This window comes from Stenotrophomonas sp. (genome assembly GCF_036662295.1).
GTDB lineage: Bacteria > Pseudomonadota > Gammaproteobacteria > Xanthomonadales > Xanthomonadaceae > Stenotrophomonas.
Map to the genome: position 1 here is coordinate 1 of NZ_JAVWXA010000015.1, position 24111 is coordinate 24111.

A 24111-nucleotide genomic window follows, 5' to 3' on the forward strand; every position below is an offset into this window, starting at 1 on the left:
CCCATGGGTGGCTGCTCTTGGTTCTGGCATTGCGCGCAGCCACCCATGGGGTGGCTCTACCCGGGGCGCGCGGTGCGTGGTTGATTTTTGGATTCGGCGCGTTGCGGGGTTGATTTTTTGAATGCCCCGGGCCTTTGGCGCTCAGCGCTTGCTGTGGCGGTGGACGGCGTCCACGAGGATGCCGACGTGGTCGGGGTTCATGTCCGGGGACATGCCGTGGCCGAGGTTGAAGACGTGGCCTTCGCGGGAGCCGTTGTTGCCGTCGGCGTAGCTGTCCAGGACGACGCCGGCGGCGCGTTCGATGGCGTCGGGGTTGCCGTAGAGCGTGGCCGGATCCAGGTTGCCCTGGAGGGCGACGCGGCCGCCGGTGCGGGCCAGCGCGTCGGCCAGGTCCAGGGTCCAGTCCACGCCGAGGGCGTCGGCGCCGGTATCGGCCAGGGCGCCCAGGTGCAGGCCGGTGCCCTTGCCGAACAGGATCAGCGGGGTGCGCTGGTCGCCCCGGCCACGTTCGAGTTCCTGCGCGATGCGGGTGAGGTAGCGCAGCGAGAATTCACGGTACATGCCCGGGCTGAGGACGCCGCCCCAGGTGTCGAACACCTGCAGGACCTGCGCGCCGGCCGCGCGCTGGGCGGCGAGGTAGGCGATGACCGCATCGGTGACCACCGACAGCAACTGGTGCAGGGCGGCCGGCTCGTTCAGCGCCATGGCCTTGATCCGGGCGAAATCCTTGCTGCCGCCGCCCTCGACCATGTAGCAGGCCAGCGTCCACGGGCTGCCGGAGAAGCCGATCAGCGGCACCTTGCCGTCCAGTTCGCGGCGGATAACGCGCACCGCATCCATCACATAGCGCAGTTCGGTCTCCATGTCCGGCACGGCCAGCCGCGCGATCGCCGCCGCATCGCGCACCGGGTGGCGGAACTTGGGGCCTTCGCCGTCCACGAAGTACAGGTCCAGGCCCATCGCGTCGGGGATGGTGAGGATGTCGGAGAACAGGATCGCCGCGTCCAGGTCGAAACGACGCAGCGGCTGCAGGGTGACTTCGCAGGCGATGTCCGGGTTCTTGGCCATGGCCAGGAAGCTGCCGGCCTTGGCGCGCGTGGCGCGGTACTCGGGCAGGTAACGGCCGGCCTGGCGCATCAGCCAGACGGGGGTGCAGTCCACCGGTTCGCGGCGCAGGGCGCGCAGCAGGCGATCATGGCGGGAGGGAATGGTCACGGAACGCTTCCTTGGAATCGGGTGGCGCAGGGCCGGGGGAGTGGGGCGGCGGCGCTCAGGGCGATGCCATGCCGGGGGCGGGGCGGATTTCATAGCCGCGGTGCAGCTCGGTGTCGCGCGCTTTTTCGAAGGCGTGCCGGGCCGCGTCGGCCTGCAGGAACAGCTCCCGGCGCAACTGCGCGCGCCCGCCGAGCTGGCCGGATTCGCGCAGCAGCTCCCAGCCGCCGAACAGGTCCGGTTGCAGGGTCAGCTGGACATAGCGGACCGGGTCGGCGCCGCCGGTGTGGTGCTGCAGGAAGACACGCATGGGCGCGATTGTAGCCGCGAACGCCGGGGTGGGCCGTGGCGGCGCCCCGGGCTGCGGCCAACGGTCGCAGGTCAGCCGGCGGCCAGCACGCGCAGCACGTCGGCCTCGTCCACGTCGGCCACCACCTCGGCGCGACCGATGCCGCGCCAGAGCACCAGGCGCAGGCGGCCGGCGACGTTCTTCTTGTCCAGGCGCATGCGCGCCAGCAGGGCCTGCGGGGCCAGTCCGGCGGGAATGGCCACCGGCAATTCATAGCGCACCAGCACCTCGCGCAGTGCGCGGGTATCGGCGTCATCGCTCATGCCCAGCTGCGCCGACAGGCGTGCGGCCAGCACCATGCCCACGGCCACCGCTTCGCCATGGTTGAGGTTGTCGTTGCCTGGCGCGCCATAGCCCTGTTCGGTCTCGATGGCGTGGCCGAAGGTGTGGCCGAGGTTGAGCAGCGCCCGCTCGCCCTTCTCCAACGGGTCGCGCGCGACGATGGCGGCCTTGTGCTCGCAGCTGCGCGCGATGGCCTGGGCCAGCGCGGCGTCATCGCCGGCCAGCAGCGCGGCGTGTTCGGCCTGCAGCCACTGGAAGAACACCGGATCGCCCAGCGCGCCGTACTTGATCACTTCGGCCAGGCCGGCGCGCAGCTCGCGCGCGGGCAGCGTGCGCAGCGCGGCGGTATCGGCGATCACCGCGCGTGGCGGATGGAACGCACCCACCAGGTTCTTGCCCTCGGGGATGTCCACGGCCGTCTTGCCGCCCACCGAGGAGTCCACCATCGCCAGCAGCGAGGTCGGCAACTGCACGCAGTCCACCCCGCGCATCCAGCAGGCCGCGGCAAACCCGGCCAGGTCGCCGGCCACGCCGCCGCCGAGGGCCATCACGCAGGCGTCGCGGGTGGCCCCGAGCGCGGCCAGCGCGCTGATCGCCGCGCCGAAGTTGGCCAGGGTCTTGGAGGCTTCGCCGGCCGGCAGCACCAGCTCGCCGACCTGCAGGTCCGGCCGTGCCGAGGCCAGTGCAGCGCGCACCCCGGCCAGGTACAGCGGCGCCACCGAGGAATCGCTGACCAGCAGCACGTGGCGGCCGCGGACATGCCGGGTGAGCAGCTCGCCCTGGCCGAGCAGGCCCGGGCCGATGTGGATGGTATAGGGGCGGTCGCCGGCAACGGCGACGGTGCGGGGGGCGGTCATGCGGTGGGGTCCTGTCGCTGCCATTGCGCCGCCAGGCGCAGCACCAGCTGCGCGGTGGCGTCGGCGGGGGTGTAGAGGTCGGTGTCCAGGGTGAGGTCGGCCAGGTCGCGGTACAGCGGATCGCGCAGGGCGGCCATCTCGTGCAGGACCTGTTCGCGATCCGGGCGCTGCAGCAGCGGCCGGGTGCGGTCGCGCGCCAGCCGCTCCAGCTGGGCGGCCACGCTGACCCGCAGGTACACCACGAAACCACGGCGCGCGATGGTGGCGCGGTTGTCGGCGTCCAGCACCGCGCCACCGCCGGTGGAGACCAGTTGGTTGGCGCCCGCCAGCAGGGTCTGCAGCACCTGGCGCTCATGCTGGCGGAAGCCGGCTTCGCCGGAGTGCTCGAAGATCGTGGGAATGCTGGCGCCGGCCGCGTCGACGATGGCCTGGTCGGCGTCCACGAAATCCAGCGTGAAGCGCTCGGCGAGGCGGCGCCCGATGCAGGTTTTGCCGGCGCCCATCGGGCCGATCAGGATCAGGTTCGGAGCGGGATTCATTACCCGCGATCCTAACATCTCCGTGCCACGGCCTTTACGCGCCGGCCCCCATGGTGGGCAGCGCGGAATGTCCCGCGCACACCCGGAGCCTGTCCATGTCAGTGGCCAAAATCATCGAGATCAACGCCTCCTCCAAGACCAGCGTCGAGGATGCGGTGCGCAGTGGCCTGAAGAAGGTGTCCGAGACGGTCAAGGGCATCCAGGGCGCCTGGATCAACGAGACCAAGGTGGTCACCGACGGCGAAGGCAACATCACCGAGTGGCGGGTCAACCTGCGGGTGACCTTCCTGGTGAGCTGACCGGCCTTGGCCGGCTCACCCGGCCGGTTGCACCCGGCGCTGGTCGTCCAGCGCGATCACCCGGTCGGCCAGGGCCGGCAGGGTGCGCAGCGCCTGCCGGCTGACCCGCTCGTAGTACTGCACGAAGCGCTCGATCCCGGCGCGGCCCATGCCGGCGCGCCCGGGCTCGGCGGCCTGCAGGTGCTGTTCCTGCTCCCACCGCCAGCGCGGCACCACCGCGAAGTCGGGCGGCCGCAGGAACCACAACCGGTCGCAGCGCTGCCACAGCGCCGGGTAGTCGTTGGCCAGGGCCTGGTTGCACCAGTGTCGCCAGCGACCGTCGGCGTCGTGCTCGCGTTCGAGCGCGTTCAACGGCGGCTCCAGCGCCGCCTCGGCCTGCGCCGGCGTGCCCAGGAACCAGCCTTCGAACACCAGCAGGTCCAGTGCGCCTTCCACGCGCGGCCACCCGGCCGGCGGCACGCGGTCGTCGGCCAACTTGTCAAAGCGCGGCAACGCGAGCGGCTTGCCGGCGGCGATCGCATCGAAGGTGGCGTGGGCCAGGGGCAGGTCATGGGTGCCGGGCGGGCCGCGCGTGGACAGCAGCGGATGCACGCTTCGGGCCAGGTGCGCGCGCTGGGCGTGGCCCAGGTACACATCATCGATGGACAGCGTGGCCGCGCGCAGCCCGCGTTGTCCGGCCAGGGCCACCACCTGCGCGGCCAGCGTCGATTTGCCGCTGCCCTGCAGGCCGCTGATCGCCAATACTGGCACCGCCGTGCGCGTGGCCAACGCATCGTCCAGGGCCGCCGCCACCAGGGCATCGGGAAAACCGCCGGGGCGGGGCATGTACGCGGTGGCAGGCATGCGGTGACAATAAACCCAAATCGAATGGCAAGAAACCAACCATGACCGATCTGTATACCGAAGCGTTGTCCACGTTCGCCGTGCTGTTTGAAGAGGCCAAGCGCAGCGCGGAAATCGAACCCAATGCGATGACCGTGGCCACCGCCGACGGCAACGGCCATCCCTCGGCACGCACCGTGCTGCTGAAGGCCTTCGACGCGCGCGGCTTCGTGTTCTACACCCACCTGGACAGCCACAAGGGGCGCGAACTGCGGGTCAATCCGCATGCGGCCCTGCTGTTCCTGTGGCGCAGCCTGCGCGAGGCGGGCATCCAGGTGCGCATCGAGGGCAGCGTGGAGCAGGTGGACGATGTCGAGGCCGACGCGTATTTCGCCTCGCGCCCGCGCATGAGCCAGATCGGCGCGTGGGCATCGCTGCAGTCGCGCACGCTGGCCTCGCGCGAGGCGTTCGATGCGCGCGTGGCCACCACCGAGGCCAGCTTCGCCGATCGCGAGGTGCCCCGCCCGGAGGGCTGGAGCGGCCTGCGCGTGGTGCCACAGCGGATCGAGTTCTGGTACGGCGCGCAGTTCCGCCTGCATGAGCGCTGGTGCTACGAGATCGATGCCGACGGCCAGTGGAGCAAGCGGTTGCTGTTCCCGTGAGTGGTGCCATGCCGACGATCCGCCAAGCCTCGCCGGCCGATGCGGCGGCGTGGGCGCGGCTGCGGCTGGGGCTGTGGCCCGATGCCGCTGATCCGCTGGAGGCGCTGGCGCAGTCGCTGGCCGATCCAGAGGGCGCGGTATTCCTGGGCTGTCTGGCAGGTGGTGAGGCGGTCGGTTTTGCCGAAGTGCGTCTGCGCCACGATTACGTGAATGGCACCGACTCCTCGCCGGTGGGCTTTCTGGAAGGCTGGTACGTGCAGCCAGCGTGGCAGGGCCACGCTGTGGGCCGTGCCTTGCTCGATGCGGTGCAGGACTGGACGCGAGCAGCCGGCTGCAGCGAGCTGGCCTCGGACAGCCGCGTTGAGGATGTGCAGGCGCATGCCGCACACCGCGCGTGTGGTTTCGAGGAAACCGAGCGGGTGGTCTACTTCCGGCTGCCACTGCCCCCGCTGGCATAGGGCCTGGCCGGCGGCGGTGTCAGGCCGGCGGCAACTCGCGCAGCCAGCGCCATAGCGTGGTCCGCGAGACCCCCAGTTGCAGGCACGCCTGCTCGCGGTTGCCGCCGCAGTCGGCCAGCACCTGGCGCAGGGTGGCCGTGTCCGGGCGCTGGGCCGCCCCCACCGTGGCCGGTGGCAGCGCCCGCAGCGCCAGGGTGGCCGGGCCGGCCTGCAGCTCGGGCAACCAAGGCAGCATCTGCGACAGGGTCAACGGCGTGGCGGGGGTTGGCCAGTGGATGCGCAGGCGATCCACCAGGTTGCGCAGTTCGCGCACGTTGCCCGGCCAGGCGTATTCGCACAGGCGCTGCAACGCATCGGCGGCCAGCGGTGAGGGCTGGCCACTGAGTTGGGTGAAAAAGTGGGCGACCAGCGCCGGTATATCGTCGGCGCGCTCCTGCAGCGTGGGCAGGGCGATGCGCAGTGCGGCCAGCCGGTAATACAGGTCGCGGCGGAAGCGCTGCGCGGCCACCAGCGATTCCAGCGCCTGCAGCGTGGCCGCGACCACGCGCACATCCACCGGGGTCGGCTCGGTGGCACCCACCCGCAACACCTCGCGCTCTTCCAGCACCCGCAGCAGGCGGGTCTGCAGCGGCAGTGGCAGTTCGCCGATCTCATCCAGGAACAGGGTGCCGCCGTCGGCCGCCTCGACCAGGCCGACACGACCGCCACGGCGGGCGCCGGTAAAGGCGCCTTCGGTGTAGCCGAACAGTTCCGCTTCCAGCAGCGATTCGCTGATCGCCCCGCAGTTGAGCGCCACGAAGCGACCGCGCCGGCCACTGGCGGCGTGCAGTTGGCGCGCCACCAGTTCCTTGCCGGTGCCGGTTTCGCCGGTCACCAGCACGGTGCTGTCGTGCGGGGCGTACAGGGCGATGCGCTCGCGCACCTGCTGCATGGTCACGCTGTCACCCAGCAGCGCGTGGTCGCTGTCGCCGCGCCGGGCCGGCGCGCGCCGGCGAAGTGAAGGCGCGCCCACCCGGGCCAGTGTCTGGGTGAGTTCCAGCGCGTGTTCGAAGGCCTGGCGTACCGAATCGGCCGAGTACAGCAACACGCCCGGCAGGCCCACCTGCTCGGCATGGTCGATGGCCATGCCGGTCCCCACGATCACCTCGATGCCATTGGCGCGCAGGTCGGCGATGCAGTCGCGCGCGTCTTCGCGGGTGACGAAGCGGCGGTGCTCGATGTCCAGCCCGAAGCTGTGCTGGAAACTGCCGAACGTGGGCACGTCGGTGGCATGGGTGACCAGGCCGATGCGCGGCGCTATCCGGCGGGCGCGCGCCAGTGCTTCCATGAGGTCGAAGCCGTTGGCCTGGATCGGCACCAGCGGTACCTCCAGCCGGCTGCGCAGGTAGGCCGCGTTGGAGCCGCCGGCGATCACCACGTCGCAGTGCTCGCGGCGCAGGCGCTGGCCGATCACGTCCACCGCTTCCTCGAAGCCGAGGTTGATCGGCACGATCCGCGCCCGGCGGTCGAACTCGGGGATGACATCGCCGAGCAGGCCGGTCAGGCGCGACACGCTCACCGTCCAGATCACCGGCAGGCTGCCCGGCTCGGGATCGGGCAGGCGTGGACGATGGCGGGGCAGGGCGAGGGACATGGCGATGTTTCAACGTTTCAGTTCCAGCCATGTTACAGATGTTTCAATGTGTCAACGTGAAACGCCGCTGTCGCCGCACTGCCTCAATGAAATCAGATAGTTGACACTTGGCACGCCCCTTGCGCCTCTCTCCCGGTCAACCACCATGGAATGCCGCCGTATGAGCACCCCTGTTTCTTCCGCTGGCGCCCGTTTCCGCGCCGCACTGGCTGCCGAGTCGCCCCTGCAGGTGATCGGCGCGATCAACGCCAACCATGCCCTGCTGGCCCAGCGCGCCGGCTACCGGGCGATCTACCTGTCCGGCGGTGGCGTGGCGGCCGGTTCGCTGGGCCTGCCGGACCTGGGCATCAACACCCTGGAAGACGTGCTGATCGACGTGCGCCGCATCACCGACGTGTGCGACCTGCCGCTGATGGTGGACATCGACACCGGCTTCGGCCCCAGCGCGTTCAACATCGCGCGCACGGTCAAGTCGCTGATCAAGGCCGGCGCCGCCGCCTGTCATATCGAAGACCAGGTCGGCGCCAAGCGCTGCGGGCACCGCCCGGGCAAGGAGATCGTGACCCAGGGCGAGATGGTCGACCGCGTGAAGGCCGCCGCCGACGCCAGGACCGACCCGGACTTCTTCCTGATCGCGCGCACCGACGCCATCCAGGTGGACGGCGTGGACGCGGCCATCGAGCGCGCCATCGCCTGCGTGGAGGCCGGTGCCGACGGCATCTTCGCCGAGGCCGCCTACGACCTGGCCACCTACCGCCGCTTCGTGGACGCGGTGAAGGTGCCGGTGCTGGCCAACATCACCGAGTTCGGCAAGACCCCGCTGTTCACCCGCGATGAACTGGCCTCGGCCGGCGTCGCCATCCAGCTGTTCCCGCTGTCCGCGTTCCGCGCCGCCAACAAGGCCGCCGAGCATGTATATGCGACCATCCGCCGCGACGGCCACCAGCGTAATGTGGTCGATGCGATGCAGACCCGTGAAGAGCTGTACGACCGTATCGGCTACCACGCCTTCGAGCAGCAGCTCGATGCGTTGTTTGCCGCCAAGAAGTAACGTCGCACCACTTGTTTTCTGGAGGGATCATGAGCGAAGCAACCACCGCCCCCGGCTTCAAGCCGAAGAAGTCCGTCGCCCTGTCCGGCACCGCCGCGGGCAACACCGCGCTGTGCACGGTCGGCCGCAGCGGCAACGACCTGCACTACCGCGGCTATGACATCCTGGACCTGGCCAACACCAGCGAGTTCGAGGAAATCGCCCACCTGCTGGTGCACGGCAAGCTGCCGACCCGCGCCGAGCTGGTGGCCTACAAGGCCAAGTTGAAGTCGCTGCGCGGCATCCCGGCCGCGGTCAAGGCCGCGCTGGAAGAGCTGCCGCCCTCGGCGCACCCGATGGATGTGATGCGCACCGGCGTGTCCGTGCTGGGCTGCGTGTCGCCGGAGAAGGACGACCACAACCATCCCGGCGCGCGCGACATCGCCGACAAGCTGATGGCCTGCCTGGGCTCGATGCTGCTGTACTGGTACCACTGGAGCCACAACGGCCGCGCCATCGACGTGGAGACCGACGATGACTCCATCGGCGGCCACTTCCTGCACCTGCTGCACGGCGAGAAGCCGCAGGATTCGTGGGTGAAGGCGATGCACACCTCGCTGATCCTGTACGCCGAGCATGAGTTCAACGCCTCCACCTTTGCCTGCCGCGTCATCGCCGGCACCGGCAGCGACATGTACAGCTGCATCACCGGTGGCATCGGCGCGCTGCGCGGCCCCAAGCACGGCGGCGCCAACGAGGTGGCCTTCGAAGTGCAGAAGCGCTACGACAATCCCGACGAGGCCGAGGCGGACATCAAGGCCCGCGTGGAGCGCAAGGAAGTGGTGATCGGCTTCGGCCACCCGGTGTACACGGTCAGCGACCCGCGCAACAACGTCATCAAGGAAGTGGCCCGCGACCTGTCCGGCGAGCAGCAGAACCTGAAGATGTTCGACATCGCCGAGCGCCTGGAATCGGTCATGTGGGACATCAAGAAGATGTTCCCCAACCTGGACTGGTTCAGTGCGGTCAGCTACCACATGATGGGCGTGCCGACGGCGATGTTCACCCCGCTGTTCGTCATCGCGCGCACCTCCGGCTGGAGCGCGCACATCATCGAGCAGCGCATCGACGGCAAGATCATCCGCCCCAGCGCCAACTACACCGGCCCGGAAGACCAGGCCTTCGTGCCGATCGACCAGCGCAGTTGATGTGTTTCCCCCGCACCCGGTAACGGGTGCAATGCGGAGCGGGCTGGCCATGCCAGCCCGTCTCCGTTGCGGCGTCGCCACTCCCTTTTTGCCGGTGTCACGATGCCCCGGCCCGCCAACAAGCAGCTATCGCCCGCCATGAATACTCAGTACCGCAAGACACTTCCCGGCACCTCGCTGGACTATTTCGATACCCGGGCCGCGGTCGACGCGATCGCGCCCGGCGCCTACGCCACGCTGCCGTATACCTCGCGCGTGCTGGCTGAAAACCTGGTGCGCCGCTGCGACCCGGCCACCCTGGACGCCTCGCTGCGGCAGCTCATCGAGCGCCGCCAGGACCTGGATTTCCCCTGGTTCCCCGCCCGCGTGGTGTGCCATGACATCCTCGGCCAGACCGCCCTGGTGGACCTGGCCGGCCTGCGCGATGCCATCGCCGATGCCGGTGGCGACCCGGCCCAGATCAACCCGGTGGTGCCCACCCAGTTGATCGTGGACCACTCGCTGGCGGTGGAATACCCCGGCTTTGACAAGGCCGCGTTCGAGAAGAACCGCGCCATCGAAGACCGCCGCAACGAAGACCGTTTCCACTTCATCAACTGGACCCGCAAGGCCTTCAAGAACGTCGATGTGATTCCGCCGGGCAACGGGATCATGCACCAGATCAACCTGGAGAAGATGTCCCCGGTGATCCAGGTGCGCGACGGCGTGGCCTTCCCCGATACCTGCGTGGGCACCGACAGCCACACCCCGCACGTGGATGCGCTGGGCGTGATCGCCATCGGCGTGGGCGGGCTGGAAGCAGAAAGCGTGATGCTGGGCCGCGCCTCGTGGATGCGCCTGCCCGACACCATCGGCGTGGAACTCACCGGCCGCCCCCAGCCGGGCATCACCTGCACCGACATCGTGCTGGCGCTTACCGAGTACCTGCGCGCGCAGCGCGTGGTGGGGGCCTGGATCGAGTTCTTCGGCGAGGGTGCGCGCGCGCTGACCATCGGCGACCGCGCCACCATTTCCAACATGACGCCCGAGTTCGGCGCCACCGCGGCGATGTTCTCCATCGACGAACAGACCCTGGACTACCTGCGCCTGACCGGCCGCGAGGAAACCCAGGTGCAGCTGGTGGAAACCTATGCCAAGTCCGCCGGCCTGTGGTCGGACGACCTGGCCCAGGTGCAGTACCCGCGCGTGCTGCAGTTCGACCTGTCCAGCGTGGTGCGCAACATGGCCGGCCCGTCCAACCCGCACAAGCGCGTGGCCACCACCGAGCTGGCCGCGCGCGGCATCGCCGACGAGGCCAAGCTGGCCGCCGGCAGGCAGGAGCAGGCCGACGGGCTGATGCCCGATGGCGCGGTGATCATCGCCGCCATCACCAGCTGCACCAACACCAGCAACCCGCGCAACGTGATCTCCGCCGCGCTGCTGGCGCGCAACGCCAACCGCGCCGGGCTGGTCCGCAAGCCGTGGGTGAAGAGCTCGCTGGCGCCCGGTTCCAAGGCCGTGCAGCTGTACCTGGAAGAGGCCGGCCTGCTCGGCGACCTGGAGCAGATGGGCTTTGGCATCGTGGCCTTCGCCTGCACCACCTGCAACGGCATGAGCGGCGCGCTGGACCCCGCCATCCAGCAAGAGATCATCGACCGCGACCTGTACGCCACCGCCGTGCTGTCGGGCAACCGCAACTTCGACGGCCGCATCCATCCCTATGCCAAGCAGGCCTTCCTGGCCTCGCCGCCGCTGGTGGTGGCCTACGCCATCGCCGGTACGGTGCGCTTCGACATCGAGAAGGACGCGCTGGGCTACCGCGCCGACGGCAGCCCGATCACGCTCAAGGACCTCTGGCCCAGCGATGCGGAGATCGATGCGGTGGTCAAGGCCAGCGTCAAGCCCGAGCAGTTCCGCAAGGTCTACGACCCGATGTTCACCTTCAAGGTGGAGCACGGCGCGCCGATCAGCCCGCTGTACGCCTGGCGCGAGCAGAGCACCTACATCCGCCGCCCGCCGTACTGGGAGGGCGCGCTGGCCGGTGCCCGCACGCTCAGCGGCATGCGCCCGCTGGCGGTGCTGGGCGACAACATCACCACCGACCACCTGTCGCCCTCCAACGCGATCCTGGCCAGCAGTGCAGCCGGCGAATACCTGGCGAAAATGGGCCTGCCCGAGGAAGACTTCAATTCCTACGCCACCCATCGCGGCGACCACCTCACCGCCCAGCGTGCCACCTTCGCCAACCCCAAGCTGATCAATGAAATGGCCGTGGTCGATGGCCAGGTCAAGCAGGGTTCGCTGGCACGCGTGGAGCCGGAAGGGCAGGTCACGCGCATGTGGGAAGCCATCGAAACCTACATGGCGCGCAAGCAGCCGCTGATCATCATCGCCGGCGCCGACTACGGCCAGGGCAGCTCGCGCGACTGGGCCGCCAAGGGCGTGCGCCTGGCCGGCGTGGAGGCGATCGCGGCCGAAGGCTTCGAGCGGATCCACCGCACCAACCTGATCGGCATGGGTGTGTTGCCGCTGGAGTTCAAGGCCGGCGTCACCCGCACCACGCTGGGCATCGACGGCACCGAAACCTTCGATGTGATCGGTGAGCGCGTGCCGCGTGCCGAGCTGACCCTGGTGATCCACCGCCGCAGCGGCGAAGAACTGCGCGTGCCGGTCACCTGCCGCCTGGATACCGCCGAGGAAGTGTCCATCTACGAGGCCGGTGGCGTGCTGCAGCGGTTTGCGCAGGACTTCCTGGACGCCTCGCAGGCGGCGTGATGCTTCGCCGGGCCCGCCCGTGAACGGGCGGGTCTGGTGCGTTGGTGGCAGGGGCGGCATCGGTTGCCGCCCGGATGAAGCGCAGCGGGGTCTACAGCGTGCCCGGTTGAGTGCAGCTGGGCGATTGATGTACATCGTCAATGAGTGAGGCGGGAGGTTCTGGGCAGGGCGTCCGGGAATCCACTCACGGCGTGTGGAACGCTGGTGGCACCACTCCACAACAGGATGAACGGGACGCGTTTGCGGCCGAAAGACCCGAAGCGCACACTGCAATGGCAAAAACTGCCAACGGAGTCCCCATGGCCACCATGAACATTTCGCTCAGTGATGCACTCAAGCAGTTTGTCGACCAGGACGCCGATGAAGGCGGGTATTCGAGTACCTCCGACTACATGCGCGATCTGATCCGCCAACGACAGCGGCAGAAAGCGGAGTCCCTGCTGCGTGCGTTGATCGCCGAAGGGCTGGCGTCGGGTCCGGCGAGACCATTGGACCCGGATCATTTCAAGCAGATGCGGCAGCGCGCGAAGGCGCGCGCGACGAAATGAAGCCTGCGCGCTGGCATCCTCGGGCCGTGCAGGATGCCGACGATGTCGCTGCGTGGTACGCCCAGCAGGCAGGCGTGACACTGGAGCTGGCATTCGTGGATGCATTGGAACGCACGGTCAGTCTGTTGGAGCGGCATCCGGGGGCAGGGTCGACGCGGCATGCGGATGCGTTCCCGGAGCTGCACGCCCCATTGCGATTTCACCCGATACTGGGGTTTGACGACCATCTTGTGTATTACACCGAACACCCAGCCTGGATCGAGATCGTCCGCCTCTGGAACGCCCGTCGCGGCCTGGACGCGCTGCACGCGCCGGACGCGGGGTGATCCCGCGCCGCCATGGGGCCGTGTAGCCGCTGCGTTGTTCTTTCTTCACCTCTGACTGAGTCCTGATCGCCATGACCGCTTCCCCCCAGCTCCGCATTCCCGCCACCTACCTGCGCGGTGGCACCAGCAAGGGCGTGTTCTTCCGCCTGCAGGACCTGCCCGCCGCCGCGCAACAACCCGGCCCGGCCCGCGACGCGCTGCTGATGCGCGTGATCGGCTCGCCCGACCCCTATGCCAAGCACACTGACGGCATGGGCGGGGCCACCTCCAGCACCAGCAAGTGCGTGATCATCGCCGCGCCCTCGGTGGCCGACCACGACGTGGACTATCTCTACGGCCAGGTCGCCATCGACACCGCGTTCGTGGATTGGAGCGGCAACTGCGGCAACCTCAGCACGGCAGTGGGGCCGTTCGCGATCAGCAACGGCTTCATCGATCCGGCGCGCATCCCGCACGACGGCACCTGCACGGTGCGGATCTGGCAGGCCAATATCGGCAAGACCATCCTGGCGCACGTGCCGATCGTGGACGGGCAGGTGCAGGAGACCGGTGACTTCGAGCTGGACGGGGTGACCTTCCCGGCGGCGGAGATCCAGCTGGAGTTCCTGGACCCGTCCGACGACGGCGACGGCGAGGGCGGGTCGATGTTCCCCACCGGCAACCTGGTGGATACGCTGGACGTGCCCGGCGTGGGCAGTTTCCAGGTGACGATGATCACTGCTGGCATCCCCACCATCTTCCTCAACGCGGCCGACCTGGGCTACACCGGCACCGAGCTGCAGCCGGCGATCAACGAGGACAAGGCGGCACTGGCGCGCTTCGAGGCGATCCGCGCGCACGGTGCGGTGCGGATGGGGCTGATCGACCACATCGACCAGGCGGCCACCCGCCAGCACACCCCCAAGGTGGCCTTCGTCGCCGCGGCGCAGGATTACGTGTCCTCCAGCGGCAAGGCGATCGCCGCGGCCAGCATCGACCTGCACGCGCGTGCGCTGTCGATGGGCAAGCTGCATCACGCGATGATGGGCACCGCGGCGGTGGCCATCGGCACCGCTGCGGCCATTCCCGGCACCCTGGTCAACCTGGCCGCCGGCGGCGGCGCGCGCGAGGCGGTCACCTTCGGGCATCCGTCTGGCACGTTGCGGGTGGGCGCGCAGGCCGCCTTTGTTGACGGGCAGTGGACGGTCACGCGCGCCATCATGAGCCGTAGCGCGCGCGTGCTGATGGAAGGTGCGGTGCGGGTGCCTGCCGATACCGTGTAACCCACAGGAGATCCCGATGTCCGGTCACGACCCGCATGCCAACCAACGGCCGCCGTGGGATGCGGTCATGATCGACATCGTCGACTACGTGCGCGAGTTCAAGGTGGCCTCGCCGCTGGCCTTCACCACCGCGCGCCATTGCCTGCTCGACACCCTCGGCTGCGGCCTGGCGGCGTTGGCATTCCCGGCCTGCAGCAAGCTGCTCGGGCCGCTGGTGCCGGGCACCGGCGTGGTCAATGGCGCGCGCGTGCCGGGCACGCGCTTCGAACTGGATCCGGTGCAGGGCGCCTTCAACATCGGCGCGATGGTGCGCTGGCTGGACTTCAACGACACCTGGCTGGCCGCCGAGTGGGGCCACCCCTCGGACAACCTCGGCGGCATCCTGGCCACCGCCGACTGGCTGAGCCGCAATGCCGAGGCGTTGCGGCGGCCGCCGCTGACCATGCGCGACGTGCTGGTGGCGATGATCAAGGCGCATGAGATCCAGGGCTGCCTGGCGCTGGAAAACGCCTTCAACCGGGTCGGCCTGGACCACGTGGTGCTGGTCAAGGTGGCCTCCACCGCCGTGGTCGCGCAGCTGCTGGGGCTGGACCGCGAGCGCATGCTCAACGCCGTGTCGCTGGCCTGGGTGGACGGCCAGGCGCTGCGCACCTACCGGCATGCGCCCAACACCGGCTCGCGCAAGAGCTGGGCCGCCGGCGACGCTACCAGCCGGGCGGTGCGCCTGGCGCTGCTGGCCGCCGCCGGCGAGATGGGCTACCCCAGCGCGCTCACCGCACCCACCTGGGGCTTCTATGACGTGGCCTTCGGCGGGCAGCCGTTCCGCTTCCAGCGCCCGTACGGCAGCTACGTAATGGAAAACGTGCTGTTCAAGATCAGCTACCCGGCCGAGTTCCACGGGCAGACCGCGGTGGAGGCGGCGATGCAGCTGCACGCGCGCATGCGCGCGGCCGGCAAGCGCAGCGAGGACATCGCCCACATCACCCTGCGCACCCAACAGGCCTGCCTGCGCATCATCGACAAGCCCGGCCCGCTGCACAATCCGGCCGACCGCGACCACTGCGTGCAGTACATGGTGGCCATCGCGCTGATCTTCGGCCGGCTGGTGGCCGAGGACTACGAGGACGACGTGGCCGCCGACCCGCGCATCGACCCGCTGCGCGCGAAGATCACCTGCGTGGAGGAACCGCGCTACACCGCCGATTACCTGGACCCGGACAAGCGCAGCATCGCCAACGCGCTGGCGGTGGTCTTCCACGACGGCAACACCCTGGAGGCCGAGGTGGAGGACCCGCTCGGCCATGCACGCCGCCGCGCCGAGGGTATCCCGCTGCTGGAGGACAAGTTCCGCGCCCACCTGGCCGCCACCTTCCCGACCCGCCAGCAGCGCCGCATCCTCGATGCCTCGCTGGACCCGGTGGTGCTGGAGGCGATGCCGGTGCACGAGTACGTGGGGCTGTACGTGGCCAGCTAGCCGCGCCGACGGCGTGGGCGGCCCCCGGGTGGGGCGGCGTGCCTCGCCAGCGGCGTCCCCCGGTCGCCCGGGCCGGCCCTATACTGGCGGCCTTGTTCAAGGAGCGACGTCATGGCTAGCCGCAGTCGGATCGGGCAGTGGAGCTGGAAGGGAATCATGGGTCTGGTGCTGGTGGCCAGCCTGGCCATCGGCATCGGCGGCTGCAAGCGCAATGAAAGCGGCCAGCTGCCCACCCCCTCCGGCGCGCCGATTGCCGCCAAGGGCGAGAAGGTCAGCGAGTTCACGCTGGTGCGCGCCTACCCCGACCAGAAGGGCGACGGCGTCTCGCTGGCGCTGGAGTTCTCCCGGCCGCTGGTGGGCACCCAGGACTTCGACACGCTGGTCCGCTTCGCCGAGAAGGTGGGCACCGAGGACAGCAGCTGGACGCTGTCCGATGACGGCCTGACCCTGCGCTATCCCTTCGTGGAAGCGGCCAAGGAATACAACCTCATCGTGTCGCCCGACCTGCTCGCGGCCGACGGCAGCCGGATCGGCAAGGAGCTGCGCCAGAAGGTCTTCAGCGGCGAGCTCAAGCCGGCGGCCGGCTTCGCCTCCCAGGGCAGCGTGCTGCCGGCCAAGGACAGCCGCGGCCTGCCGGTGGTGTCGGTGAACGTGAAGGAAGTGGACGTGGAGTTCCTGCGCGTTCGCGAAAAGGAACTGCCGCGCTTCTTCAGCCAGTACCAGCGCGGCGGCCGTCGCGGCAGCTGGGAGCTGGACAGCGAGTATGGCGACAAGACGCCGATGTCGCAGCTGGCCGAGCCGGTCTACGTGAACCGCTTCGTGCTCGACGGCAAGCAGAACGAGCGCGTGCTGACCTACCTGCCCACCCAGGACATCAAGGAGCTGCAGGCCCCGGGCCTGTACTTCGCGGTGATGAAGCGCAGCGGCAGCTTCGACAGCGAATTCGACACCGCCTTCTTCACCGTCAGCGACATCGGCCTGCATACGCGCGCCTACAAGGACAAGCTGTTCGTCCACACCGCCTCGCTGCAGAGCGGGGCGGCGCTGAAGAAGATCGAGCTGCGCATCCTCGACGGCAAGGGCGAGGTGGTGCTAAAGGGCAACACCGACGGCAACGGCAACGCGCTGCTCAACTACACCCTGGATGCCAGCCACGTGCTGATCGCCAGCAGTGGCGGTGACACCTCGATGCTGCCGTTCAACCAGCCGGCGCTGGACCTGAGCGAATTTGCCGTGGCCGGGCGCGACAACGCCTGGTTCGATGTGTTCGCCTGGTCCGGGCGCGACCTGTACCGCCCGGGTGAAACCGTGCGCATCTCCGCGCTGCTGCGCGACAACGACGGCAAGCCGACCAAGCCGCAGCCGGTGTTCCTGCGCCTGAAGCAGCCCGACGGCAAGACCTTCCGCGAGACCCGCCTGCAGCCGGGCGAGCAGGGCTACCTCAGCTTTGAACAGCTGATCCCGGTGGAGGCGCCCACCGGGCGCTGGCAGGTCGAGTTCCGCACCAACCCGGCCAGCAAGGAAGCCATCCAGGGCATGACCCTGCGCATCGAGGAGTTCCTGCCCGAGCGCATGAAGCTGGACCTGGACAGCGCCCAGAAGACCCTCAAGCCCGGCGAACCGCTCAAGCTGATGGCCGATGCGGCCTACCTGTATGGCGCGCCGGCCGACGGCAACCGCTTCACCGCGCGCCTGGCCGTGGCCGCTGAACAATCCCCGGTGGAGTCGCTGCCGGGCTATTTCTTCGGCGACCCCACCACTGAGCTGCCGCGCGAAGCGCGCGACATCATCGATACCGAGTTCCCCGCCGACGGCAAGCTGCGCCAGGACGTGGCCCTGCCCGACGAGGTCAAGCCGACCGCGCCGATCGCGGTGGTGCTCTCCGGCAGCGTGTACGAGACCGGTGGCCGCACCGTCACCCGCACCCTCAAGCGGGTGATGTGGCCGGCGCCGGTGCTGGTGGGCGTGCGCCCGCTGTTCAATCCCGATGACGGCGCCGACGCCAACAGCAACGCGCGCTTCGAGCTGATGCGCGTGGATGCGGGCGGCAAGCCGCAGCCGGGCAAGGGCCTGAAGGTCACCCTGGTGCGCGAACTGCGCGACTACCACTGGACCTTCAACGACAACCGCTGGGATTACGACTTCACCCGCCGCTTCGAGAACAAGGAAACCCGCACCGTCGATGCGGGCGCGGCGGCGACCGCCATCGACTTCCCGGTGGAGTGGGGCGAGTACCGCCTGGACGTGTTCGACCCGGCCACCGGCCTGACCAGCCGGTATCCGTTCCGGGCCGGCTGGAGCTGGAACGACGACAACCGCGGCCTGGATGCGCGCCCGGACAAGATCAAGCTGGGCCTGGACAAGACCGGCTACAAGGCCGGCGATACCGTGCGCGTCACCGTCACCCCGCCGCATGCCGGCAAGGGCATCCTGATGGTGGAGAGCGACAAGATGCTCTACGTGCAGGCGATCGACGCCAAGCCGGGCAGCACCTTCGACATCCCGGTCAGTGCCGAGTGGGAGCGGCATGATGTCTACATCACCGCCCTGGTGTTCCGTGGTGGCAGCGCGCCGAGCAAGATCACCCCGGCCCGCGCGGTCGGCGTGGTGCACGTGCCGATGGATCGCAAGGCGCGCCAGATCGCGGTGGGCCTGTCCGCGCCCAAGCAGATGCGCCCCGAGCAGACCCTGCCGGTGACCGTCAGCGCGCCGCAGCTGGCGGGCAAGGTGGCGCACGTGACCGTCTCGGCGGTGGACGTGGGCATCCTCAACATCACCCGCTTCCCGGTTCCCGATGCGGGCGGGCACTTCTTCGCGCAGCGGCGCCTTGGCGTGGATGCCTACGACATCTACAGCCGGGTGATCGAGAGCTTCGACGGCAGCAGCGGCAAGCTCAAGTTTGGTGGCGACATGGCCCTGGCGGCCATGCCGCAGGCCAAGCGCCCCACCGCGCGGGTGCAGACCGTGGACCTGTTCTCCGGCCCGGTCAAGCTCGACGCCAAGGGCATCGCGCGCATCGCCTTGAAGGTGCCCGACTTCAACGGCACCCTGCGCGTGTCCGCGCTGGTCTATTCCGATGACCAGTACGGCAAGCGCGACATGGAAACGGTGGTGCGCGCGCCGATCCTGGCCGAGGCCAGCATGCCGCGGGTGATGGCCCCGGGCGACCGCAGCACGGTCACCCTGGACGTGCAGAACTTCACCGGCAAGCCGGGCGAGTTCAAGGTGCAGGTGGATGGCATCGGGCCGCTGACGCTGGGCGAACCGGCCCGCACGCTGCAGCTCAAGGCCGATGCCAAGACCACGTTGAACTTCCCGCTGACCGCGCGCGAGGGCTACACCGTGGCCAAGGTGCGGGTGCGGGTGGAGGGCAACGGCTTCAAGGTGGACCGCCGTTACGACCTGCCGGTGCGCGCGGCATGGCCGCAGGTGCTGCGTGCGCAGACCCGCACCCTGGACCCGCTGGGCGCGGTGGACATGGGCAGTGCCCTGGCCGAGGGCATGATGGAAGACTCGGTGACCGCCCGCCTGCTGGTCAGCGCGTTGCCGCCGATCCCGTTCGCCAGTGCGCTCAACGGCGCCCTGAAGTACCCCTACGGCTGTGCCGAGCAGACCACCAGCAAGGGCTATGCGGCCCTGATGCTGGACGAGGCCACCTCGGCCATGCTCGGCGCCGACGGCCTGGATGCCAAGGCCCGCCGCGAGCGCATGGAAGGCGCGTTCGGGCGCCTGGCCTCGATGCAGGTGGCCAACGGCAACTTCTCGATGTGGGGCGACGACGGTTACGTCAATCCCTGGCTCACCCCGTACATCGCCGAGTTCCTGCTCGATGCCAAGGACGCCGGTTTCGCGGTGCCCGACACCGTGCTGCAGAAGGCGCTGAGCCGGCTGAGCGAGGACCTGCTGTCCGGCGGCAACCAGTTCTATGGCGAGGACCGCCGCGAGAACCTCAAGTTCGCCAACCAGGCGTACTCGGGCTATGTGCTGGCACGGGTCAACCGCGCCCCGCTGGGCACGCTGCGCGCGCTGTATGACAACGAGCGCAGCAAGGCCCTGACCGGGCTGCCGCTGGTCCACCTGGGCATCGCCCTGTCGCTGCAGGGTGACCACAAAAGGGGCGAGGCCGCCATCGCCGCCGGCTTCGCCAAGCACAGCAGCGAGCGCCCGTCGTACTTCGGCGATTACGGCAGCGCGGTGCGCGACGACGCACTGATGATCGCGCTGCTGCACGAGCGCAAGCTGTCCAAGCCGGCCTACGATGCGCGCGCGGTCGATCTCGGGCGCAGCCTGGATGCCCGCCGCAACAGCGGCTGGATGTGGCTGAGCACGCAGGAACAGGTGGCCATCGCGCGCCTGGGCAAGGCGTTGGCGGCCAACCAGAAGAAGCTGGTGTCCGGCGACCTGGCCGTGGGCGGGGCCACCGAAAGCATCGCCGCGCGGCGCATGTTCGGGCGCAGCTTCGATTACGCCGCGCTGGCCCAGGGCGTGCGTTTCACCCCGCAGGGCGAACCGCCGATGTTTGCCAGCCTGGAAGTGGCCGGCATCCCGCGCACCGCGCCCGAGCCGGACAACCGCCACCTCGGCGTGGAGCGCACCTGGTACACCACCGACGGCAAGCCGTGGACGCCGCGCGCCCTGAAGGAAGGCGAGGCCCTGATCGTGCGGGTCAGCATCACGCCCAACCTGGACATGCCCGACGCGCTGCTCACCGACCTGCTGCCGGCCGGTCTGGAGATCGAGAACTTCAACCTGGGCGATGCCAAGCAGTGGGCCGACGTGGTGGTGGACGGGCTCAACGTGAACGACCGCGGCGATGCCGCCACGCTGCGCCATGAGGAGTTCCGCGACGACCGCTACGTGGCCGCGCTGAAACTGTCCAAGGGCAGTACTGCCAAGGTGTTCTACCTGGTGCGCGCGGTCACCCCGGGCACCTACACGGTGCCGCCGCCGCTGGTGGAGGACATGTACCGCCCCGACCTGCGCGGGGTGGGCCGCAGCAACCCGACCACGCTGACCGTGGTCCAGCCTTGAGCCTGGCGTGGGGGGGGGGGGGGGGGGGGCGCCCCCCCCCCCCCCCCGAGGTGGGGTGTTTGGGTGACCGTTGGCCCCCCCCCACGCCCCGATACCGTAGATGTGATGAGCGCTTCCCTGATCACCCGCCTGCGCGGGCCACTGCGCCGCTGGCTGTTGCCGGCGCTGCGCTGGGGCACCGCGGCCGCGCTGACGCTGTTGCTGGTGCTGGACCTGGCGTTCCCGCCGCCGCTGCCCAGGGCGCGCGATACCAGCACCCTGGTGGTGGCGCGCGATGGCACCCCGTTGCGGGCCTTCGCCGATGCCGATGGCGTGTGGCGCTACCCGGCCTCGGCCGACAGCGTGTCGCCGCTGTACCTGCAGGCACTGCTCACCTACGAAGACCGCTGGTTCTGGCGGCACCCCGGGATCAACCCGGTGGGGCTGCTGCGCGCCGGCAAGCAATGGCTGCTGCAGGGCCGGATCGTGTCCGGCGGTTCCACCCTCACCATGCAGGTAGCGCGCATCCTGGACCCCCATTCGCGCACGCCGTGGGGCAAGGCCAAGCAGATGCTGCGCGCGGTGCAGCTGGAAGTGCACCTGAGCAAGGCGCAGATCCTGGCCCTGTACCTGGAGCGGGCGCCCTACGGGGGCACCATCGAGGGCGTGGAAGCGGCGAGCTGGGCCTACCTGGGCAAGCCGGCCGCGCGTTTGTCGCAGGCCGAAGCGGCGCTGTTGGCGGTGCTGCCGCAGGCCCCCAGCCGGCTGCGGCCGGACCGCCATCCCGAGGCCGCCCAGCGTGCGCGCGACAAGGTGCTCGAGCGAATGGCGCGGTTGGGGGTGTGGAGCCGCGAGGAGGTGGAGGACGCCCGCATCGAGGCCGTGGTGACCCGCGCACTGCAGCCGCCGCTGCACGCCGCCCTGCTGGCCCAGCGCCTGCGCACCGCACAGCCGCGCGCGGCGCGGATCGAGAGCAGCCTGGACATCGACCTGCAGCGCACCCTCGAAGAGCGCGTGTCGGCGTACTTCTCGCAGCTGCCCGAGCGCACCTCGGCGGCCCTGCTGGTGGTGGACAACCGCACCCTGGAAGCGCGCGCCTACGTGGGCTCGGTAGCCTTCGGCGACAAGCAGCGGCTCGGCCACGTGGACATGGTGCAGGCCTGGCGCTCGCCCGGCTCCACGCTCAAGCCGTTCCTGTACGGGATGGCGCTGGATGACGGGCTGATCCATTCGGAAAGCCTGATGGTGGACGCGCCGCAGTCGTTCGGCGGCTACCGGCCGGGCAATTTCGATGCGGCGTTCAACGGGCCGGTCAGTTCGGCCACGGCGCTGCGGCTGTCGCTCAACGTGCCGGCGGTGGACCTGCTGGACCGGGTCGGCCCGGCCCGCTTCGCCGCGCGCCTGTCGCACGCGGGCATCAACCTGCGCTTCCCGCATGGCAGCGCGCCCAACCTGTCGCTGATCCTGGGCGGCACGGGCGCGCGGCTGGAAGACCTGGTGGGGGCGTTCGCGGCGTTCAACCGCAACGGCATCGCCGGGCGCGTGCGCTACACGCCGGCCGATGCGGTGATCGAGCGCCGGCTGATGTCGCCGGGGGCGGCCTGGATCACGCGCGAGGTGTTGGAATCCAACCCGCGCCCGGGCTATGGCAGCGGCACCTTCGACGTGGCCGGGCGCCCGCGCGTGGCGTGGAAGACCGGCACCAGTTACGGCTATCGCGATGCGTGGGCGATCGGCAGCACCCGGCACTACACGGTGGGGGTGTGGGTGGGACGGCCGGATGGCACGCCGTTGCCGGGGCAGTACGGGGCGGTCACGGCGCTGCCGTTGATGTTCGAGGTGGTGGACAGCCTGCCGCGGCAGGCTGGCGATGCGAGCAGTGCGGCGATGCCGGCCAATGTGAGCCGGCAGGAGATCTGCTGGCCGACCGGCGAGCTGGCCGAGCGCACGGCCGATCCATTGTGCCAGCGCCGGCTGCAGGCGTTCATCCTGGACGGGGTGGTGCCACCGACGTTCGCCGAACGCGATGCGCGGCTGTGGCAGCCGGGCCGGCAGGCGTTCGAGGTGGATGCGCGGACGGGGCTGCGGTTGTCGCCGGAATGCACGTTGGCGCATACGGCCGCGCCGCGCGAGATCGCGCGTTGGCCGGCGCTGGTGTCGCCGTGGCTGCCGCTGGCGCAACGCCGGGCGGCACAGCTGCCGGCACTGTCGCCCGACTGCCGCGACGATGGCCGCGAGAGCGGGGGAAGCCTGCACATCGAGGGATTGAACGACCGCGCGACGCTGGCCCGCGCGCCGAACGCGGAACATGGCGTGCGCCTGCAGTTGCGCGCATTGGGCAACGACAACAGCATCGACTGGCTGCTGGACGGGCGCTGGATCGCGCGCACGGAGGGTACGCGGCTGTTCCAGCGTGATTTCGAGGAAGTGGGCGAGCACACGTTGACCGCACTGGCCAGCGACGGGGCCTGGACCCAGGTGCGGTTCCGTATCCTGCGGTGATTGCGGTCGGCTGTTTGTTGGAGGATGGCAACGCACCCGCGCGCCCTGGGTGTTGAGCGGCGCGCGAACGCCTTCGCGCCAACAGGGCGGAGAACCTACTTCTTCGGGTAGACCGCCAGCACCGAACAGCCTGGGCGGGCGAAGCGGGGGGTGCCCATGCGAAGGTCGCCTTGCATGCCGTTGTTGGCCATCACGATGCGGTCGCCCGGATTGCCACAGATCAGCCCGTTCTGGAACCCCGACTGGAAATCCACGTCCGTCGCGCCGGCCAGGATCGAGCAGCTGCCGGCCAGTTCCAGCCGGTAGTAACGATGGCCGCCGTTGCGGCGCGGATTGGTTTCCACCACCACGCCCTGCGGGTCTTCGCTCCAGGCGCGCACGTTGCGCGTGGCGAAACAGAACTCGGCTGACCCCTGGAAGGTGTGGCGTGGCCGCGAGGCGTCGCCGCCCTTGCCGGTCACCGTCACCGTGGACAGCGTGGTGGCGTAGTCGCGGCTGCTGCGCCGCGCGGTGTCGGCAAAGGTGCGGCCGTCGATCGGCTGCACCGCCGCGACCGGGCAGGCGCGTCCGTCCACCACCAGCGTCTCGCCGGGGCGCCCGCAGGCCCATCCGCCTGGCGCGTCCAGCCGCACCTCGCTGGCCGCATTGACGCCGGGGCAGGGCCCTTCAAGCGCGAGCTGGTAGGCCTGGCCGTTGGCGGCCAGCACGGCAATGGCGGCCGGCGCGGCCTGCTCCATCTGGCGCACCCCGCGCGCATCCAGGCAGTGCGGGGCCGGCGCGGTGCGCTCTGCTGGCAGGGCCAGTGGTTGGGCGCCGGCCAGCGCGGGCAGGGTGAGCAGCAGGGCCAGGCAGGTACGTTCCATCACACGCGTCACGGTGCAGTC

Annotated in this window: 19 protein-coding genes; 12 read left to right on the forward strand and 7 right to left on the reverse strand. The window is 69.7% G+C overall.

Features of this window, described 5'->3' with window-relative positions:
- Nucleotides 1-141: 141 nt before the first annotated feature.
- The 4 genes from hemE to RSA25_RS04730 all read right to left on the reverse strand — a co-directional run bounded on the left by hemE (nucleotide 142) and on the right by RSA25_RS04730 (nucleotide 3239).
- Nucleotides 142-1215 carry a uroporphyrinogen decarboxylase gene (hemE, locus tag RSA25_RS04715; protein WP_332807750.1) on the reverse strand — a complete coding sequence of 358 codons (1074 nt, stop codon included), beginning with the start codon at nucleotides 1213-1215 and terminating at the stop codon, nucleotides 142-144.
- A gap of 55 nt (nucleotides 1216-1270) precedes the next feature.
- Nucleotides 1271-1522: a WGR domain-containing protein gene (locus tag RSA25_RS04720; RefSeq protein ID WP_332807751.1), complete on the reverse strand. Its 252-nt coding sequence runs from the start codon at nucleotides 1520-1522 to the stop codon at nucleotides 1271-1273.
- Nucleotides 1523-1593: 71 nt separating this feature from the next.
- A complete protein-coding gene (aroB, locus tag RSA25_RS04725) occupies nucleotides 1594-2700 on the reverse strand; it encodes a 3-dehydroquinate synthase (RefSeq protein WP_332807752.1) in 1107 nt (368 codons plus the stop codon).
- The gene (locus tag RSA25_RS04730; protein WP_332807753.1) at nucleotides 2697-3239 is read right to left on the reverse strand and encodes a shikimate kinase; all 543 of its coding nucleotides are present in this window, start codon (nucleotides 3237-3239) and stop codon (nucleotides 2697-2699) included. The genes aroB and RSA25_RS04730 overlap by 4 nt, the downstream gene beginning before the upstream one ends.
- A 95-nt stretch (nucleotides 3240-3334) precedes the next feature.
- On the opposite strand from RSA25_RS04730, the gene RSA25_RS04735 reads away from it, so the two are divergent.
- The gene (locus RSA25_RS04735) at nucleotides 3335-3538 is read left to right on the forward strand and encodes a dodecin family protein (RefSeq protein ID WP_019186071.1); all 204 of its coding nucleotides are present in this window, start codon (nucleotides 3335-3337) and stop codon (nucleotides 3536-3538) included.
- Between the two features lie 15 nt (nucleotides 3539-3553).
- Here RSA25_RS04735 and RSA25_RS04740 read toward each other — a convergent pair whose 3' ends face one another.
- Nucleotides 3554-4381, reverse strand: a complete 828-nt coding sequence (locus tag RSA25_RS04740; RefSeq protein WP_332807754.1) for a kinase — start codon at nucleotides 4379-4381, stop codon at nucleotides 3554-3556.
- 41 nt (nucleotides 4382-4422) lie between these two features.
- Here RSA25_RS04740 and pdxH point away from each other — a divergent pair, with 41 nt between their 5' ends.
- The gene (pdxH, locus tag RSA25_RS04745; RefSeq protein WP_332807755.1) at nucleotides 4423-5022 is read left to right on the forward strand and encodes a pyridoxamine 5'-phosphate oxidase; all 600 of its coding nucleotides are present in this window, start codon (nucleotides 4423-4425) and stop codon (nucleotides 5020-5022) included.
- Complete coding sequence (gene aacA / locus RSA25_RS04750) at nucleotides 5019-5480, forward strand: aminoglycoside 6'-N-acetyltransferase (protein WP_332807756.1); 462 nt, start codon at nucleotides 5019-5021, stop codon at nucleotides 5478-5480. Before pdxH ends, aacA begins: the two co-directional genes overlap by 4 nt.
- A gap of 19 nt (nucleotides 5481-5499) precedes the next feature.
- Here aacA and prpR read toward each other — a convergent pair whose 3' ends face one another.
- Nucleotides 5500-7113, reverse strand: coding sequence for a propionate catabolism operon regulatory protein PrpR (gene prpR / locus RSA25_RS04755; protein WP_332807757.1), 1614 nt, complete (start codon nucleotides 7111-7113; stop codon nucleotides 5500-5502).
- Between the two features lie 160 nt (nucleotides 7114-7273).
- Here prpR and prpB point away from each other — a divergent pair, with 160 nt between their 5' ends.
- From prpB to pbpC, 9 genes are all read left to right on the forward strand, one after another.
- A complete protein-coding gene (gene prpB, locus RSA25_RS04760) occupies nucleotides 7274-8164 on the forward strand; it encodes a methylisocitrate lyase (RefSeq protein ID WP_332807758.1) in 891 nt (296 codons plus the stop codon).
- A 29-nt stretch (nucleotides 8165-8193) separates the two neighbouring features.
- Nucleotides 8194-9351: a 2-methylcitrate synthase gene (gene prpC / locus RSA25_RS04765; RefSeq protein ID WP_332807759.1), complete on the forward strand. Its 1158-nt coding sequence runs from the start codon at nucleotides 8194-8196 to the stop codon at nucleotides 9349-9351.
- A gap of 138 nt (nucleotides 9352-9489) precedes the next feature.
- The gene (gene acnD / locus RSA25_RS04770) at nucleotides 9490-12105 is read left to right on the forward strand and encodes a Fe/S-dependent 2-methylisocitrate dehydratase AcnD (protein ID WP_332807760.1); all 2616 of its coding nucleotides are present in this window, start codon (nucleotides 9490-9492) and stop codon (nucleotides 12103-12105) included.
- A gap of 299 nt (nucleotides 12106-12404) precedes the next feature.
- Nucleotides 12405-12653, forward strand: coding sequence for a type II toxin-antitoxin system ParD family antitoxin (locus tag RSA25_RS04775; RefSeq protein WP_332807761.1), 249 nt, complete (start codon nucleotides 12405-12407; stop codon nucleotides 12651-12653).
- The gene (locus tag RSA25_RS04780) at nucleotides 12650-12979 is read left to right on the forward strand and encodes a type II toxin-antitoxin system RelE/ParE family toxin (RefSeq protein WP_332807762.1); all 330 of its coding nucleotides are present in this window, start codon (nucleotides 12650-12652) and stop codon (nucleotides 12977-12979) included. The genes RSA25_RS04775 and RSA25_RS04780 overlap by 4 nt, the downstream gene beginning before the upstream one ends.
- A 71-nt stretch (nucleotides 12980-13050) precedes the next feature.
- On the forward strand, nucleotides 13051-14241 hold the full coding sequence (gene prpF / locus RSA25_RS04785; protein ID WP_332807763.1) for a 2-methylaconitate cis-trans isomerase PrpF: 1191 nt from the start codon (nucleotides 13051-13053) through the stop codon (nucleotides 14239-14241).
- 16 nt (nucleotides 14242-14257) lie between these two features.
- A complete protein-coding gene (locus tag RSA25_RS04790) occupies nucleotides 14258-15715 on the forward strand; it encodes a bifunctional 2-methylcitrate dehydratase/aconitate hydratase (RefSeq protein WP_332807764.1) in 1458 nt (485 codons plus the stop codon).
- Nucleotides 15716-15826: 111 nt separating this feature from the next.
- Nucleotides 15827-20746, forward strand: coding sequence for an alpha-2-macroglobulin (locus tag RSA25_RS04795; RefSeq protein ID WP_332807765.1), 4920 nt, complete (start codon nucleotides 15827-15829; stop codon nucleotides 20744-20746).
- Nucleotides 20747-20851: 105 nt separating this feature from the next.
- On the forward strand, nucleotides 20852-23227 hold the full coding sequence (pbpC, locus tag RSA25_RS04800) for a penicillin-binding protein 1C (protein ID WP_332807766.1): 2376 nt from the start codon (nucleotides 20852-20854) through the stop codon (nucleotides 23225-23227).
- Nucleotides 23228-23322: 95 nt separating this feature from the next.
- On the opposite strand, the gene RSA25_RS04805 is transcribed toward pbpC, so the two are convergent.
- Complete coding sequence (locus RSA25_RS04805) at nucleotides 23323-24090, reverse strand: DUF6491 family protein (protein WP_332807767.1); 768 nt, start codon at nucleotides 24088-24090, stop codon at nucleotides 23323-23325.
- Nucleotides 24091-24111: the final 21 nt, after the last annotated feature.